The organism is Burkholderia sp. AU15512, assembly GCF_002223325.1.
GTDB lineage: Bacteria > Pseudomonadota > Gammaproteobacteria > Burkholderiales > Burkholderiaceae > Burkholderia.
Map to the genome: position 1 here is coordinate 663,118 of NZ_NKEX01000006.1, position 15,805 is coordinate 678,922.

The following is a 15,805-nucleotide window of genomic DNA, read 5'->3' on the forward strand; positions in this document are numbered from 1 at the left end:
TTGCGGCGGCAGCACGTCGGTTCGTGGAGATCCGCGAGCCGACCGGCGCCGGCGACCGTGCCCGATACACCGGGCACGACCGGTTCGCCACGCGCGCACCCTGCACGGCACGGGCGTGCGCGCCTTTCATCCGTCAACTTCTTCCCGTGCATCCAATTCCGATATGAACAAACGAATGTCCGCGGCAGGCTGGATCCTGCTCGCGATGGCGGCCGGCATCCTGATCGGCTACATGATCTACACGCAACTGCCGGACAAACAGTCGGCGGCGGAAATCGCCGGCTACATCTCGCTGGTGTCCGACGTGTTCCTGCGGCTGATCAAGATGGTGATCGGCCCGCTGGTGTTCTCGACGCTGGTCGTCGGCATCGCGCACATGGGCGACGCGTCGTCGGTGGGCCGCGTGTTCGTGAAGGCGCTCGGCTGGTTCATCACCGCGTCGCTGATCTCGCTGCTGCTCGGCCTGCTGATGGCGAACCTGCTGCGTCCGGGCGAGAACCTCGGGCTGCCGCTGCCGGATATCGGCGCATCCGCGCATCTGGCGACGTCCAAGTTCACGCTGAAGGATTTCGTCGGCCACATGGTGCCGAAGTCGATCGCCGAGGCGATGGCGAACAACGAGATCCTGCAGATCGTCGTGTTCTCGATGTTCTTCGGCGTGGCGCTCGCGTCGCTCGGCGAGCGCGGCAAGATCCTCGTCGCGGCGATCGACCAGCTCGCGCACGTGATGCTGAAGATCACCGGCTACGTGATGAAGCTTGCGCCGCTCGCGGTGCTGGCGGCGATGGCGTCGACCGTCGCGATCAACGGGCTGTCGATCCTGCTGAAGTTCGCGGTGTTCATGGGCGACTTCTACCTGAGCCTATTCCTGCTGTGGGGCACGCTCGTCGCGGCCGGGCTGCTGTTCCTCGGCCGCCGCGTGTTCAAGCTGCTGGTGCTGATCAAGGAAGCGTTCATGCTGTCGTTCGCGACCGCGAGCTCGGAAGCCGCGTATCCGAAGATCCTCGATGCGCTCGACCGTTTCGGCGTGCGTCGCAAGATCTCGAGCTTCGTGATGCCGATGGGGTATTCGTTCAACCTCGACGGCTCGATGATGTACTGCACGTTCGCGTCGCTGTTCATCGCGCAGGCGTACGGCATTCACCTGTCGCTCGGCACGCAGGTCACGATGCTGCTGATCCTGATGCTGACGTCGAAGGGCATGGCCGGCGTGCCGCGCGCGTCGCTCGTCGTGATCGCCGCGACGCTGCACCAGTTCAACATCCCGGAAGCCGGGCTGCTGCTGATTCTCGGCGTCGATACGTTCCTCGACATGGGCCGTTCGGCCACGAACGCGGTGGGCAACTCGATCGCCAGCGCGGTGGTCGCGAAATGGGAAGGCGAGCTGATGCCGGAAGCAGAAGCCGAAGCGAATGCGGCACGGCTGGATGCGGAAGCCGAAGCACGCATGAACGAGGCGGTTCGCGATACGGATCGCGTCACCTCTGGCTGAAGCGGAGCCCCGGGTCGACTCCCGGGCTTCAGGCCGCCTCGGCGGGGCGGGCCGCGTCGATGCACGCGGCCAGCACCATCGCGGCGGCGTTGGCTGGCGTCGAGCCGAGCAATTGCGGCGCATAGACGCTGTCGCCGATCTCGATCGGCTGCCCCGACAGCGCGCACACGCCGCGCTTGCGCGTGGTGAACAGCCGCCACTTCTGATAACCGTAGTGTCCGGTGCAGGCGTCGCGCCATGAAATCATCACGGTGTCGGCCGTGGGCCGCTCGAGCACGCTGATGGACGGCTTGCTCGTCATGTCCCACGACGGCAGCCGGTCGCGCGTGACGCTGCGCCGCCGCGGCGCGCCCCACGAGACGGACGGCATGTCGAAGCTGCTGATCGCGGCAACGGTCATGAGCCAGGGCGCTAAACGGTTGTTCATGTCGGTTTTCCTCGAAACGTTATGCGACACCGCCACGTGCGGTATCACGACAGGCGGATGCGCGGCTGCACGCAGCCGTTGATCCGTTCGGCGATCCACAGCAGGGTCGCCTTGGAGAAGCCGTGCAGCGCCTGCTGGTGCCGCCGGTAGAGCATCAGGTGGCTGAACTGCGCGAAACGCCCCTGGATGAAGCCGCCGCGAAAGAACCCGAACTGCCCGAGCGTGCCGAACGCGTCGTAGTCGCTGATCGACACGAGCGCGCCGAAATCGTGGAACGCGAACGGCGGAATCGGCTGGCCGTCGAGCCATGCGGGCAGATGCTTCGCGAGATGCTCGGCCTGCTGCGTCGCGACTTGCGCGGTGGGCGGCAGCGGCCGTTCGTGGCCGTCGGGCAGCAGGCTCGCGCAGTCGCCGATCGCGAACACGTGCTCGTCGCCCGTGGCCTGCAGCGTCGGCCCGACGACGATCTGGTTCGCGCGATTCGTGTCGAGCCCGTCGAGCGCCTGCATGAAATCGGGCGCCTTCACGCCGGCTGCCCACACCATCAGGTCCGCTTCCGCGAACGAACCATCGCCGTAGTGAAAGCCGTTTGCGTCGGCCGACGTGACGCGGGTGGACGTCAGCACATGAAAGCCGATCTGTTCGAGCCGCCGCTGCGCCGACGCGGAAATCCGCGGCGGAAACGCGGCGAGGATGCGCGGGCCGCTCTCGAGCAGCGTGAGCTGCAGCCGCTCGCGCACCGTCGCGTCGCCGTATGCCTGCGCCACTTCCAGCAAGCGGCTCAGTTCCGCCGCGAGTTCCACGCCGGTCGCGCCCGCGCCGACGATCGCGACGCGGAACGGCTCGTCGCGCGCGATGCTGCGAAATACGCGCATCCGCAACGCTTCGTTGAAGGTCTCGGCCTGCTTCTGGCTGTCGATGAAGTAGCAGTGCTCGCGCACGCCCGGCACGCCGAAATCGTTGGCCTGGCTGCCGAGCGCGAAGATCAGCACGTCGTATTCGAGTTCGCGCGCGTCGAGCACGAGTTCGCCGTCCTGCGAGCGGATCTCGCCGAGCTGCACGCGGCGGCGCGCGCGATCGAGCCCCGTCAGTTCGCCGGGCTGGTACGTGTAACCGTGATCACGTGCATGGGCGAGGAAGATCACCTGCTGCTGCTGCACGTCGCGCGTCCCGGCCGCGATCGTGTGCAGCATCGGCTTCCAGATGTGGGTCGGGCTGCGGTCGACGACGGTCACCTGGGCGCGCCCGGACCGGCCGAGGCGCTCGCCCAGGCGGGTGGCGAGCTGCAGGCCGGCGATCCCGCCACCGACGATGACGATGCGTGTAGGGGTTGTCATGGATAAATCATCACGTGATGAATAATGTATGATCCTAGCGCTTCCCGGCTTCGCGTGTCAACGGAGCGGGGCAGGTCACCCGGTGTTCGGCGTCGCTCGAGCGGGGCCGGAACAGGGGTATTCGAGTCATTCAAGGAGAGCAGGAAGACGTGGCTGAAGTCACTGAGCGCGCGCCGGCCAAGCGGCGTATGCGAGGGCGGCCGCTGGCCGGGGCGTCCGTGGGGCCGGACGTGATATTGCGGGCCGCGCGCCGCACGTTCGCGAAGCGCGGCTACGACGCCACGAGCGTGCGCGAAGTCGCGCGCGAGCTGGGGGTCGACGCGGCGCTGATCGCGCACCATTTCGGGACGAAGGAAACGTTGTGGCTGGCGGTCGTCGAGCAGATCGCCGAGCTGGCCGAGCCGATGTTCGACGCAATGCGCGCGCTGCGCACGTCGTCGCTGCCACATCGCGAGCGTGTGCGGCGCGCGATCGAGCTGTGCGTCGAGCACGAGTTCGACGAGCCCGACCTGGGCATGTTTTTCTCGACGGCGGCGACCGAGGAGGGCGGGCGGCTCGACCGGTTGCAGGAGCGGCTCGTGCGCCCGTATTACGACGTGATGTTCCCGCTGCTGTCGGAGGCGGTAGAGGCCGGTGTGATCCGCCCGGTCGATCCGGCGGTGCTGTTCTTCATGATCGCGAGCGCGATCGGCACGACCGTGTCATACAGTCACATGATGCTGGAGTACACGTCGCTGCCCACGCGGCCGGACGCGTTCCGGCAGGCCGTGGTGGACATTGCATTCAACGTCGTCGGCGGCTGAGCGCCGCGCGCGTGACGCGCGCGGTCACGTCGCCGGCACCAGCCCCAGTTCGCGCACCGCGCTTCGTGCGGTCTCGCGCAACGCATCGACGAGCGGCGAGGGCGTCCGATACGCGATCGCCAGCTCGTACGCGAGCGGGCTGCCCGCATCCTTCAGTTCGCAGAACGTAATGCCTTGCGGCTGCATCGGCACGAACAGGCGCGGCATCAGCGCGACGCCGATGCCGCCCGCGACGAGCCCGGCCGTCGTCTGCATCTGGCGCGGCTGCTGGACGACGCGCGGCGCGAAGCCGGCCTGCGCGCACGCCGTCGAGATCAGCGCATGCATGCCGGGCCCGTGGTGCGCGGCAAACATGACCCACGGTTCGTCCGCCAGTTCGGCAAGCGCGATGCGCCGGCGGCGTGCGAGCCGGTGACCGTCGGGCAGCGCGGCGACCATCCGGTCGCGCAGCAGCGGCTCGACGCGCACGTCGCCCGCATCGGCCACCGGCAGCACGACGAGGCCGACGTCCGTGCGGTCCTGGCGCAGCGCGAGTACCTGCTCGGCGGTCGTGCCTTCCTCGAGCTGGAAATCGACGTCCGGATGGCGTTCCTGGAACGCGCGGAGGATCAGCGGCAGCAGCGCGTTGACCGTGCTGTCGACGAAACGCAACCGTAGCGTGCCGCCGAGGCCGGCGCCCGCGCGGCGGGCCACGGCCACCGCGCGCTCGGCCTGTTCGAGCGCGCGCCGTGCTTCGAGCAGGAACGCATCGCCGGCCGGCGTGAGCGCCGTGCCGCGGTTGTCGCGCTCGAACAGCACGACGCCCAGCTCGTCCTCGAGCTTGCGGATCGCCGCGCTGAGCGGCGGTTGCGCCATGTGCAGCCGCTCGGCCGCACGCCGGAAACTGAGCGTCTCGGCGACCGCGATGAATTGCCTGAACTGGCGTAGATCGATCATGCGATACCTTTCGCGTATCAGTGGATCATCGAATTCGTATTTTACCTATCACACTGTGCTGCCCAGAATGGCCTTGTCATCAACGGTCGACATTCGGGAGGGCAGGTCATGACAGGGATCGAACAGCAGCGAACGGCAATCGTCACGGGCGGGTCGAGCGGGATCGGTTTCGCAATCGCGCGCCGGCTGGTGGAGGACGGGTATCGGGTCGCGATCGTCGGGCGCGACGCGGCACGGCTGGAAGCAGCCGTCGCGCGGCTTGGCGGCGCGGCGATCGGGCAGACCGCCGACCTGAGCGTGAGACGGGAGGCGGAGGCGGCGGTGGCCGCGATCATCGAGCAGTGGTCTTGCGTCGATGTGCTGGTCAACAACGCGGGGCTGACCGGCCGCGTCGGTGCGGATACCGAGGCGGGCGAGGCCGAGCGCGTGTGGGACGCCGTGCTCGACGCGAACCTGAAAAGCCTGTTCGTGACGACCCTGGCTGTGCTGCCGCATCTGGCCGAGCGTGCCGCGCGGATCGTCAACATCGGTTCGATCGCGGCGCGCGCCGGCAGCCTGCTGCCGGGTGGCCTGGCGTACGCGGCGGCGAAGGCCGGCGTCGAAGGGTTCACCGTCGCGCTCGCGCGCGAACTCGGGCCGCGCGGCGCCACGGTCAATACGGTCGCGCCCGGCTATATCGCCGACACGCGCTTCTTCGGCGAAAGCGGCGTCGCGCCGGCCATTGCGGCGACGATCCGCGAACAGACGCCGGCCGGCCGCGCCGGGCATCCGGACGATATCGCGGACGCGGTCGCGTGGCTCGCCGGGCCGCGTGCGTCGTTCGTCACCGGTGCGACGATCGCGGTGAACGGCGGCTGGCGGGTCGGGTGACGCAATCTACCCAGGTGGCTGGATGCGGCGGCATCGCGCGCCACGTCCGGCCCGCCGGTCATTCGATATCCACGGGCGGCTTGTCGCCGAGCCAGCGGCGCGCGCCGGGCCCGTTGCGGCCTGCACGGTCCTCCGGGTTCGTCAGCTTGCAGCGCTTCAGCGACAGGCAGCCGCAGCCGATGCATTCGTCGAGGTTGATGTACAGGCGCTGCAACTCCTCGATCCGGCTCGCGACGCGCTGCTTCCAGCCGCGCGACAGCCGCTGCCAGTCCTTGTTGCTCGGCGCGGTGTCCTCGGGGAGGCTGACGAGTTGCTCGGCGATCTCGTCGAGCGAATAGCCGATCTTCTGCGCGAACACGATGAACGCGATCAATCGCAGCACCGCGCGCGAATAGTGACGATGGCTCGAGCCGTTGCGGTGCGACTTGATAAGCCCGCGCGTCTCGTAGAACCGTAGTGTCGACGCCGGCACGCCGCTGCGCGCGGCCACTTCGCGGATCGACATCAGCGGCCATTGCGGTGTTTCCTGGATACCCATGTTGCCCCTCCGGGAAAGCTTGACTTGAAGTTAACTTCAACTTTTATGCTACGCGGCAGTTTAACCCGTCGCGAGGCATCATGCTCTCCTTTTCCCTACGCAGGACGTCGCCTTTGGGCGCGGCCTGCGCACTGCTGCTGGCGTTGTCGGGCTGTCACGACGGCAAAGGCGCATCGTCGGCCCAATCCCTTCCAGAAGTCGGCGTCGCCACCATCGCACCCCGCACGATCCGCCTCGCGGACGAATTCAACGGACGCGTCGAAGCGGTCGACGCGGTCGAACTGCGGCCGCGCGTGAGCGGCTATCTGCAGCGCGTCGCCTACAAGGAAGGCGACGTGGTCGCGCAGGGCGCGCTGCTGTTCGAGATCGACCCGCGCCCGTACCGGATCGCGCTCGATCGCGCCAATGCGCAGCTGCAGCGGGCCCGTGCGGCCGCAAGCCTCGCGAATGTGCAGCTCAAGCGCGTGCAGACGCTGATCGATGCGCACGCGACGTCGCAGGAAGAGCTCGACAACGCGCGCGCCACCGCTGAGCAGGCGCGCGCGGACCTGCAGGCGGCCGACGCGGCCGTCGCCGATGCGAAGCTCAATCTCGGCTTCACCGAAGTGCGCGCGCCGATCGCGGGCCGCGTCGGCCGCGCGGTCGCCACCGTCGGCAACCTGGCGCGCGCGGACGACACGCTGCTGACGACCGTCGTGTCGCAGAACCCCGTCTACGTGTATTTCGACTGCGACGAACAGAGCTACCTGCGCTACAACGCGCGGCGCGCCGATCCGAAACATCGTGCGATCGGTGCCGATCCGGTGCGCGTGGGCCTCGCGAACGAGACGGGCTTCCCGCATGCGGGCACCGTCGACTTCCTCGACAACCGGCTCGATCCGCAAACCGGCACGATCCGCGCGCGCGTGCGGCTCCCGAATGCGGACCATACGTTTACGCCGGGCCTGTATGCGCGCGTGCAACTCGTCAGCGGCCGCGACCAGGATGCGCTGCTCGTCGACGACAAGGCCGTGCTCACCGACCAGGACCGCAAGTACGTGTATGTGATCGGGCCGGGCGACAAGGCGTTGCGCCGCGACGTGACGATCGGCCGCGGGGTGGAGGGCGAGCGGATCATCGAGAAGGGGATCCAGGCGGGCGACCGCGTGGTCGTCGACGGCATGCAGCGGATCTACTATCCGGGCGCGCAGGTGAAGCCGAAGACGCTGCCCGCCCGCGCCGACGCCGGTGCCGGCAACGGCGCGGGCAACGGGCCGGGCAACGGCACGCAGGCCGTCGCCGATGCCGGCGCGCCGCCGGCCGCGCAGTAACGGGAGACATGCAATGGATTTCTCCCGATTCTTCATCGACCGGCCGATCTTCGCGGTCGTGCTGTCGATCGTCATCTTCGCGATCGGCCTGATCTCGATTCCGATGCTGCCCGCCGGCGAATACCCGGAAGTCGTGCCGCCGAGCGTCGTCGTGCGAGCGACGTATCCGGGCGCGAACCCGAAGGAAATCGCCGAATCGGTCGCCGAACCGCTGGAGGAGGCGATCAACGGCGTCGAAGGCATCATGTACATGAAGTCGGTCGCCGGTTCCGACGGCAGCCTGCAGGTGGTCGTCACGTTCCTGCAGGGCGTCGATCCCGACACGGCCGCCGTGCGCGTGCAGAACCGCGTGAGCCAGGCGCTGTCGCGCCTGCCCGACGAGGTGCGCCAGTACGGCGTGACCACGCAGAAGCAGTCGCCCACGCCGCTGATGTACGTGAGCCTCTATTCGCCGGACAACAGCCGCGATTCGCTGTACCTGCGCAACTACCTGACGCTGCACGTGAAGGACGAGCTGTCGCGGCTCACGGGTGTCGGCGACGTCGGCCTGTCCGGTTCCGGCGATTATGCGATGCGGCTCTGGCTCGACCCGAACCGGCTCGCGTCGCGCGGGCTGACCGCGAGCGACGTGATTGCCGCCGTGCGCGAGCAGAACGTGCAGGTGTCGGCCGGCCAGCTCGGCGCGGAGCCGTCGCCGAAGAAGAACGACTTCCTGCTGTCGATCAACGTGCGCGGCCGGCTGCGCACCGCGCAGGAGTTCGGCGACATCGTGCTGCGCACCGGCAACGACGGGCAGGTCGTGAAGCTGTCCGACGTCGCGCGCATCGAGCTCGGCGCGGGCGACTACACGCTGCGCTCGTATTTCAACGACAAGCCATCGGCGGTGGTCGGCATCTTCCTGTCGCCGGGCGCGAACGCGCTCGAGGTCGCGAAGGCCGTGTATGCGAAGTTCGACGAACTGTCGAAGCGTTTCCCGCCCGGCGTCGCGTACCGGCCCGTGTGGGATCCGACGGTGTTCGTGCGCGAATCGATCCGCGCGGTGCAGCACACGCTGATCGAGGCCGTCGTGCTGGTCGTGCTCGTCGTGATCCTGTTCCTGCAGACGTGGCGCGCGTCGATCATCCCGCTCGTCGCGGTGCCCGTGTCGGTGGTCGGTACGTTCGCGTGGCTCTATCTGCTCGGCTATTCGATCAACACGCTGACGCTGTTCGGGCTGGTACTGGCGATCGGGATCGTCGTCGACGATGCGATCGTGGTCGTCGAGAACGTCGAGCGCAACATCGCGCAGGGCCTGAGCCCGCGCGACGCCGCGCACCAGGCGATGCGCGAGGTGTCGGGGCCGATCGTCGCGATCGCGCTCGTGCTGTGCGCGGTGTTCGTGCCGATGGCGTTCATGTCCGGCGTCACGGGCCAGTTCTACCGGCAGTTCGCGGTGACGATCGCGATCTCGACGGTGATCTCCGCGATCAACTCGCTGACGCTGTCGCCCGCGCTCGCCGCGAAGCTGCTGCGTCCGCACGATGCGCCGAAGGATGCGCTCACGCGCGGGCTCGATCGCGCGTTCGGCTGGCTGTTCCATCCGTTCAACCGCTTCTTCGACCGCAGTTCCGATCGCTATCACGGCTTCGTCGGCCGCACGCTGAAGCGGCGCGGCGTGGTGTTCGCGGTCTATGCGGCGCTGCTCGCGGCCACCGCGCTGCTGCTCAACGCGGTGCCGGGCGGCTTCATCCCCGTGCAGGACAAGCTGTACCTGTTCGCGGGCGCGAAGCTGCCGGAAGGCGCGTCGCTCGCCCGCACCAGCGAGGTGACCGAGCAGATGACGAAGATCGCGCTTGGCACCGACGGTGTCGAAATGATGCCGGCGTTTGCCGGGCTGAATGCGCTGCAGGGCGTGAACACGCCGAACATCACGAACTCGTACGTGATCCTGAAGCCGTTCGACCAGCGCCACCGCAGCGCCGCGCAGATCAACGCGGACCTGAACGCGCGCTTCGCGGCCATCGGCGGCGGCATCACCTATGCGCTGATGCCGCCGCCGATCCAGGGCCTCGGCAACGGCTCGGGCTATTCGCTGTATCTGGAGGATCGCGGCGGGCTCGGCTACGGCGCCTTGCAGAATGCGCTCACCGCGTTCCAGGGCGCGGTCGCGAAGACGCCGGGGATGAGCTACCCGGTCAGCTCGTACCAGGCGAACATCCCGCAGCTCGAGGTGAAGGTCGACCGGTTGAAGGCGAAGGCGCAGGGTGTCGCGCTGACCGACCTGTTCAGCACGCTGCAGGTCTATCTCGGCTCGATGTACGTGAACGACTTCAACCTGTTCGGCCGCGTGTACCGCGTGATGGCGCAGGCCGATGCCGGCCACCGGCAGACGGCCGCCGACATCGCGAACCTGCGCACGCGCAACGCGAAGGGCGAGATGGTGCCGATCGGCTCGATGGTGACCGTGGCGCCGGCGTACGGGCCCGACCCGGTGGTGCGCTACAACGGCTATCCGGCCGCGAACCTGATCGGCGATGCCGATCCGAAGGTGATGTCGTCGTCGCAGGCGATCGAGAAGCTGCAGCAGATCGCGAAGGACGTGCTGCCGCCGGGCATCACGCTCGAATGGACCGACCTCAGCTACCAGCAGGTCACGCAGAGCAACGCGGCGATCGTCGTGTTCCCGCTCGCGGTGATGCTCGTGTTCCTGGTGCTCGCGTCGCTGTACGAGAGCTGGACGCTGCCGCTCGCGGTGATCCTGATCGTGCCCGTGTGCATCTGCGCCGCGCTGTTCGGCGTGTGGCTGTCGGGCGGCGACAACAACGTGTTCGTGCAGGTTGGTCTCGTCGTGCTGATGGGATTGGCGTGCAAGAACGCGATCCTGATCGTCGAGTTCGCGCGCGAGCTCGAAATCCAGGGCAAGGGCGTGATCGACGCCGCGCTCGAAGCGTGCAAGCTGCGGCTGCGCCCGATCGTGATGACGTCGGTCGCGTTCATCGCGGGCTCGGTGCCGCTGCTGATCGGCGGCGGCGCGGGCAGCGAAGTGCGCGCGGCCACCGGCATCACCGTGTTCGCGGGGATGCTGGGCGTCACGCTGTTCGGGCTGTTCCTGACGCCCGTGTTCTATGTGGCGATCCGCAAGCTCGCGGGCGGCACGCCGGCCGTGTGGAGCGAACACCACGGCACCCTCGAAGGAGAAAACCGATGAGCGCCGCTTTTCGTCTTTCCGCGCTCGCGATGTCGGTGGCGCTCGCCGCGTGCGCGGTCGGCCCCGATTTCAAGCGGCCCGACACGGGCACGGCCACGCGGTTCGCGCGCGATGCGCATCCGGCGGAGTCGTCCGGTACGACGCCGGAGACGCCGGATATGCCGCCCGATGCGTCGGCCGATGCCGATGCCGCGTTCTGGCGCGGCTTCGGCGATCCGGCGCTGACGCAGCTGATCGACACGGCGCTCGCGGCGAACCAGGACCTGCAGGTCGCCGTGTCGCGCTACGACGCATCGAATGCGCTGCTGTCGCAGGCGACGTTCGACCGTTACCCGACGATCACCGCGAGCGGGCAGATCGGCCATCAGCTGATGAGCAAGGACCAGGCATTCGGCGCGCCGCGCAGCCAGCGCGATACGCCGACGTCCAGCGTCGGGATCAATGCGGCGTGGGAGCTCGACCTGTTCGGCCGCGTGCGGCGTTCGATCGAGTCGCAGCGTGCGGAAACGGCCGCCAGCGCGGCGGACGTGCGCGCGGTGCGCGTCGCGATCGCCGGCGAGGTGGCGAGCACGTACGTCGATCTGCGCGGCTCGCAGGAGCGGCTGCGGATCGCGCGCGAGAACGCCGACAACCAGAAGCAGACGCTCGCGCTGATCAATGCACGCGTCGGCGCGGGGCGCGGCTCCGAACTCGATGCGGCGCGGGCGCGCGCGCAATACGAATCGACGACGTCGCGGATTGCCGTGTACGAAGCGGCGATCGGCGTCGACGAGCACCGGCTCGCGGTGCTGACCGGACAGACGCCGGATGCGCTGATCGGCCGCTTCGATCTCCCGAAGGCCGCCGCGTCGGCGGGCACGCCCGTGCCGCTGCCGGCGCTGGCCGCCGACATCGATCCCGGCACGCCGGGCGACCTGCTGCGGCGGCGTCCCGACGTCGCGGCCGCCGAGGCACGGCTGCACGCGGCGACCGCACGCGTCGGCGTCGCGACGGCCGACCTGTTCCCGCGCTTTACGCTGTCGGGGCTGCTCGGCAGCGCGACGAGCAGCTACGGGTTCTTCCGCGCGGGCAGCGACACGAACCTGATCGCGCTCGGCATCGACTGGTCGTTCCTCGACGTCGGCCGCGTGCGGGCGCGGATCGCTGCGAGCGATGCGGAAGCGGCCGGCCAGCTCGCGCAGTACCGGCAGACCGTGCTCGGGGCGCTGGAGGAAACGGAGAACGCGCTGCTGCGCGCCGCCCGCACGCGTGACGAGACGGGCCATCTGGTGCAGGCCGCGACCGATAGCGCGCGTGCCGCGCAACTGGCGCAGGCGCGGTTTTCGGCGGGTGCGATCGACTATTACGAGGTGCTCGACGCGCAACGCACGCTCCTGCAGGCGCAGGATGCGGCGGCCGACGGGCAGATGCGCAGCGCGGCGTCGACGGTGGCGTTGTACAAGGCGCTGGCGGGCGGCTGGCCGTCGGGAACGGGGCAGGGCCGGCAGCAAGGTCCGCTCGCGCAGGCGGGGCAGTAGCGCGGGCAGGACGGTGGCGCGGCAGGCTGGGCAATCTCGCCTGCCGCACGCCGCTTGATTACACGCTGGCCGGATCGACCTTGTCGATGTCGATGCCGTAGCGCCGGATGGCTTCGCCGACGCGTGCACGCGGAATCGCGCCGTCGTCGGCGAGCGCCTTCAGCGCCGCGATCACGATGAAGTGCCGGTCGACCTCGAAGAACGTGCGCAGCGCGTCGCGCGTATCCGAGCGGCCGAAACCGTCGGTGCCGAGCGACACGAAGCGCCGGCCGTCGACGAACCCGCGGATCTGGTCGCCGACGATCTTCATGTAGTCGGTCGCCACCACCACCGGCCCCGTGCGGCCGTCGAGGCATTGCTGCACGTACGGCACGCGCGGCGCCTGCTCGGGATGCAGCAGGTTCCAGCGCTCCGCGGCAAGCCCGTCGCGGCGCAACTCGTTCAGGCTCGTCGCGCTCCACACGTCGCTCGACACGCCGAAGTCCCGCGCGAGCAGGTCGCTCGCGGCGATCACTTCGCGCAGGATCGCGCCGCTGCCCATCAACTGCAGATGCGGCGCATCGGCTATGTGTGACGTACCTTCGCGCAGCAGGTAGAGCCCCTTGAGAATGCCGGCCTCCGCGCCGTCCGGCAGCGCCGGATGCGCGTAGTTCTCGTTGAGCAGCGTGATGTAGTAGTAGACATCCTCCTGTTCCGCGAACATCCGCCGCAGCCCGTCGCGCACGATCACCGCGAGTTCGTATGCATAGGTCGGGTCGTACGACACGCAGTTCGGAATCACCGACGACAGCACGTGGCTGTGCCCGTCGTCGTGCTGCAACCCTTCGCCCATCAGCGTCGTGCGGCCCGATGTCGCGCCGAGCAGGAAGCCGCGCGTACGTGCATCGCCGGCTGCCCACGCGAGATCGCCGACGCGTTGCAGCCCGAACATCGAGTAGAAGATATAGAACGGAATCGCCGGCAGGCCGTGGTTGCTGTACGCGGTGCCGGCCGCGATCCACGACGCGATCGCGCCCGATTCGTTGATGCCTTCCTGCAGGATCTGCCCGTCCTTCGCTTCCTTGTAGTAGCTGAGCTGGCCAGCGTCCTGCGGCGTATAGAGCTGGCCGAGATGCGAGTGGATGCCGATCTGGCGGAACAGGCCCTCCATCCCGAACGTGCGCGATTCGTCCGGCACGATCGGCACGACGAGCTTGCCGAGTGCCGGATCCTTCAGCAGCGCGCCGAGGATGCGCACGAACGCCATCGTCGTCGACAGCCCGCGCTCGCCGCTGTCCTTGAGCTGACCGTCGAACGCGGCAAGCGGCGGTGTCGGCAGCGGCGCCACGGTGCTGAAGCGGGCCGGCACGTGGCCGCCGAGTGCGGCACGGCGTTCGGCGAAGTATCGTGCCTCGGCGCTGCCCGGCTCCGGCTTCAGGTAGGGCAGTTCGTCGAGCTGCGCATCGCTGACCGGCAGCGCGAAGCGGTCGCGAAACGCGCGTACGGCGTCCGCGCTCATCTTCTTCAACTGGTGGTTCACGTTCTGGCCTTCGCCGGCTTCGCCCATCCCGAAGCCCTTGACCGTCTTCGCGAGCACGACGGTCGGCCGTCCGTCCGCGCGCATCGCCCGCGCATAGGCCGCATGCACCTTTTCCGGATCGTGGCCGCCGCGTGCCAGTTTCCAGATGTCGTCGTCGGACAGGTCCGCGACGAGGTCGAGCAACTCGGGATACTTGCCGAAGAAATGCTCGCGCACGTACGCGCCGCTCTGCGACTTGAAGGTCTGGTAGTCGCCGTCGACGCATTCCATCATGCGCTGGCGCAGCAGGCCCGTCGTGTCGCGTTCGAGCAGGCGATCCCAGCCGGCGCCCCAGATCACCTTGATGACGTTCCAGCCCGCCGCGCGGAACGTGCCTTCGAGTTCCTGGATGACCTTGCCGTTGCCGCGCACGGGGCCGTCGAGGCGCTGCAGGTTGCAGTTGACGACGAAGATCAGGTTGTCGAGCCGTTCGCGCCCGGCGAGCGAGATCGCGGCGAGCGATTCCGGCTGGTCCATTTCGCCGTCGCCGAGGAATGCCCAGACCTTGCGGCCCTGATGCGCTTTCAGCCCGCGATATTCGAGGTAGCGCATGAAGCGCGCCTGATACGCGGCCGTGAGCGGCCCGAGCCCCATCGACACGGTGGGGAATTGCCAGAAATGCGGCATCAGCCGCGGATGCGGATACGACGACAGCCCGTCGCGTCCCGCTTCGCGGCCGGTCTCGCGGCGGAAGTTGTCGAGTTGCGCGTCCGTGATGCGGCCTTCCAGATAGGCGCGGCCATAGATGCCGGGCGCCGAATGGCCCTGGATGTAGACCATGTCGCCGTCGAAGGTGTCGGTGCGGCCGCGGAAGAAGTGATCGAAGCCGACGTCGTACAGCACCGCGGCGGACTGGTAGGTTGCGATGTGCCCGCCGACGTTCGAATGCCTTCCGGCACGCAGCACCATCACCATCGCGTTCCAGCGGATCATCGCGTTCAGGCGTCGTTCGAGCGCAAGATCGCCCGGGTAGGCCGGCTGCCGTTCACGCGGCACCGTGTTCACGTACGCGGTCGTCACTCGGCCGTGCAAGTCGCCGTGGTGTGCCGCGTCGAGATCGGAAAGCCGGTCGAGCAGGTAGTGCGCGCGCGGGCGGCCTTCGAGCGCGATCACGGATTCGAGCGCATCGAGCCATTCGCGGGTTTCCTGCGGGTCGATGTCGGGTAGCGTGAGAGGTGCGGTCATGCAGTGTCTCCAGAAGCATAAGGCTGCGCGGGGCGACGGTCGTGGCGCCGCGTCGCGCGACGGAACGCCCGCCGATCGGCGGGCAGATGGTTGCAATTGCAATCGTATGAGAGCAATTGTTATCGAGGTAAAATTTAATTGCAACTGCAATTCAACGAGAGGAACGACCTGACATGAGCGCACCCGAACCCGATCTGTGGTTCTCGTTCGTCCGCGCACACCGGACGATGATTCGCGAGATCGAGCGCCGCCTTGCGGCGGCCGGCCTGCCGGCCTATGCGTGGTACGACGCGTTGTGGGGGCTCGAAAGCGGGCCCGACGGCACGCGCCGCATGCACGAGCTGGCCGACGTGCTCGCGATCGAGCGCTACAACCTCACGCGGCTCGTCGACCGGCTCGAACAGGAGGGGCTCGTCACGCGCGCCCGTTCGGCGGACGACGGCCGTGCCGCCTATGCGAGCATCACCGACAAGGGGCGGACGCTGCGCAAGAAGATGTGGAAGGTGTACCAGTCGACGGTGTCGGAGCTCTTCCTCGACCAGTTCGGCGGCAAGGAGCAGGCGGCGATGGCCGCCGCGCTCGACCGTGCGACCGCCGCGGCGCGCGACGCGGGAGCCGACGCGAAGTAGCGGCGGCCAGCCCGCG

General features: G+C 68.3%; 12 protein-coding genes. 7 read left to right on the top strand and 5 right to left on the bottom strand.

Annotation, left to right across the window (positions count from 1 at the left end; translation table 11 throughout):
* Window positions 1-163 precede the first annotated feature (163 nt).
* Window positions 164-1,492 (top strand): dicarboxylate/amino acid:cation symporter, encoded by a 1,329-nt coding sequence (locus CFB43_RS22345; RefSeq protein WP_089458535.1) that lies wholly within the window; start codon window positions 164-166, stop codon window positions 1,490-1,492.
* A 28-nt stretch (window positions 1,493-1,520) separates the two neighbouring features.
* On the opposite strand, the gene CFB43_RS22350 is transcribed toward CFB43_RS22345, so the two are convergent.
* Complete coding sequence (locus CFB43_RS22350) at window positions 1,521-1,919, bottom strand: DUF3331 domain-containing protein (protein ID WP_089496604.1); 399 nt, start codon at window positions 1,917-1,919, stop codon at window positions 1,521-1,523.
* Between the two features lie 44 nt (window positions 1,920-1,963).
* Window positions 1,964-3,256, bottom strand: coding sequence for an NAD(P)/FAD-dependent oxidoreductase (locus CFB43_RS22355; RefSeq protein WP_089462378.1), 1,293 nt, complete (start codon window positions 3,254-3,256; stop codon window positions 1,964-1,966).
* A gap of 149 nt (window positions 3,257-3,405) precedes the next feature.
* On the opposite strand from CFB43_RS22355, the gene CFB43_RS22360 reads away from it, so the two are divergent.
* Window positions 3,406-4,059: a TetR/AcrR family transcriptional regulator gene (locus CFB43_RS22360; protein WP_089496605.1), complete on the top strand. Its 654-nt coding sequence runs from the start codon at window positions 3,406-3,408 to the stop codon at window positions 4,057-4,059.
* Between the two features lie 24 nt (window positions 4,060-4,083).
* Here CFB43_RS22360 and CFB43_RS22365 read toward each other — a convergent pair whose 3' ends face one another.
* On the bottom strand, window positions 4,084-4,995 hold the full coding sequence (locus tag CFB43_RS22365) for a LysR family transcriptional regulator (RefSeq protein WP_089496606.1): 912 nt from the start codon (window positions 4,993-4,995) through the stop codon (window positions 4,084-4,086).
* Between the two features lie 108 nt (window positions 4,996-5,103).
* Between CFB43_RS22365 and CFB43_RS22370 the strand changes: the two genes are divergently transcribed.
* Complete coding sequence (locus CFB43_RS22370; protein WP_089496607.1) at window positions 5,104-5,865, top strand: SDR family NAD(P)-dependent oxidoreductase; 762 nt, start codon at window positions 5,104-5,106, stop codon at window positions 5,863-5,865.
* Between the two features lie 58 nt (window positions 5,866-5,923).
* Here the strand turns inward: CFB43_RS22370 and soxR are convergent, their stop codons facing one another.
* Entirely contained in the window at window positions 5,924-6,403 is a 480-nt protein-coding gene (gene soxR / locus CFB43_RS22375) for a redox-sensitive transcriptional activator SoxR (RefSeq protein WP_089442076.1), read from the bottom strand.
* Between the two features lie 80 nt (window positions 6,404-6,483).
* Here soxR and CFB43_RS22380 point away from each other — a divergent pair, with 80 nt between their 5' ends.
* From CFB43_RS22380 to CFB43_RS22390, 3 genes are read left to right on the top strand one after another with little or no spacing between them, the layout of a single operon-like run.
* Window positions 6,484-7,713 (top strand): efflux RND transporter periplasmic adaptor subunit, encoded by a 1,230-nt coding sequence (locus CFB43_RS22380; RefSeq protein ID WP_089496608.1) that lies wholly within the window; start codon window positions 6,484-6,486, stop codon window positions 7,711-7,713.
* Window positions 7,714-7,726: 13 nt separating this feature from the next.
* Window positions 7,727-10,900 (top strand): efflux RND transporter permease subunit, encoded by a 3,174-nt coding sequence (locus CFB43_RS22385; protein WP_089496609.1) that lies wholly within the window; start codon window positions 7,727-7,729, stop codon window positions 10,898-10,900.
* On the top strand, window positions 10,897-12,417 hold the full coding sequence (locus CFB43_RS22390; RefSeq protein ID WP_089496610.1) for an efflux transporter outer membrane subunit: 1,521 nt from the start codon (window positions 10,897-10,899) through the stop codon (window positions 12,415-12,417). The genes CFB43_RS22385 and CFB43_RS22390 overlap by 4 nt, the downstream gene beginning before the upstream one ends.
* A gap of 58 nt (window positions 12,418-12,475) precedes the next feature.
* Here CFB43_RS22390 and aceE read toward each other — a convergent pair whose 3' ends face one another.
* Window positions 12,476-15,160: a pyruvate dehydrogenase (acetyl-transferring), homodimeric type gene (aceE, locus tag CFB43_RS22395; protein WP_089496611.1), complete on the bottom strand. Its 2,685-nt coding sequence runs from the start codon at window positions 15,158-15,160 to the stop codon at window positions 12,476-12,478.
* A gap of 173 nt (window positions 15,161-15,333) precedes the next feature.
* On the opposite strand from aceE, the gene CFB43_RS22400 reads away from it, so the two are divergent.
* The gene (locus CFB43_RS22400) at window positions 15,334-15,789 is read left to right on the top strand and encodes a MarR family winged helix-turn-helix transcriptional regulator (RefSeq protein ID WP_089432930.1); all 456 of its coding nucleotides are present in this window, start codon (window positions 15,334-15,336) and stop codon (window positions 15,787-15,789) included.
* The last annotated feature ends 16 nt before the right edge of the window (window positions 15,790-15,805 follow it).

Excerpts from the sequence above, each read along its gene's own strand:
- CFB43_RS22345 (WP_089458535.1), top strand. The coding sequence starts at position 164 with ATGAACAAACGAATGTCCGCGGCAGGCTGGATCCTGCTCGCGATGGCG.
- CFB43_RS22350 (WP_089496604.1), bottom strand. The coding sequence starts at position 1,919 with ATGAACAACCGTTTAGCGCCCTGGCTCATGACCGTTGCCGCGATCAGC.
- CFB43_RS22355 (WP_089462378.1), bottom strand. The coding sequence starts at position 3,256 with ATGACAACCCCTACACGCATCGTCATCGTCGGTGGCGGGATCGCCGGC.
- CFB43_RS22365 (WP_089496606.1), bottom strand. The coding sequence starts at position 4,995 with ATGATCGATCTACGCCAGTTCAGGCAATTCATCGCGGTCGCCGAGACG.
- CFB43_RS22370 (WP_089496607.1), top strand. The coding sequence starts at position 5,104 with ATGACAGGGATCGAACAGCAGCGAACGGCAATCGTCACGGGCGGGTCG.
- soxR (WP_089442076.1), bottom strand. The coding sequence starts at position 6,403 with ATGGGTATCCAGGAAACACCGCAATGGCCGCTGATGTCGATCCGCGAA.
- CFB43_RS22380 (WP_089496608.1), top strand. The coding sequence starts at position 6,484 with ATGCTCTCCTTTTCCCTACGCAGGACGTCGCCTTTGGGCGCGGCCTGC.
- CFB43_RS22385 (WP_089496609.1), top strand. The coding sequence starts at position 7,727 with ATGGATTTCTCCCGATTCTTCATCGACCGGCCGATCTTCGCGGTCGTG.
- CFB43_RS22390 (WP_089496610.1), top strand. The coding sequence starts at position 10,897 with ATGAGCGCCGCTTTTCGTCTTTCCGCGCTCGCGATGTCGGTGGCGCTC.
- aceE (WP_089496611.1), bottom strand. The coding sequence starts at position 15,160 with ATGACCGCACCTCTCACGCTACCCGACATCGACCCGCAGGAAACCCGC.
- CFB43_RS22400 (WP_089432930.1), top strand. The coding sequence starts at position 15,334 with ATGAGCGCACCCGAACCCGATCTGTGGTTCTCGTTCGTCCGCGCACAC.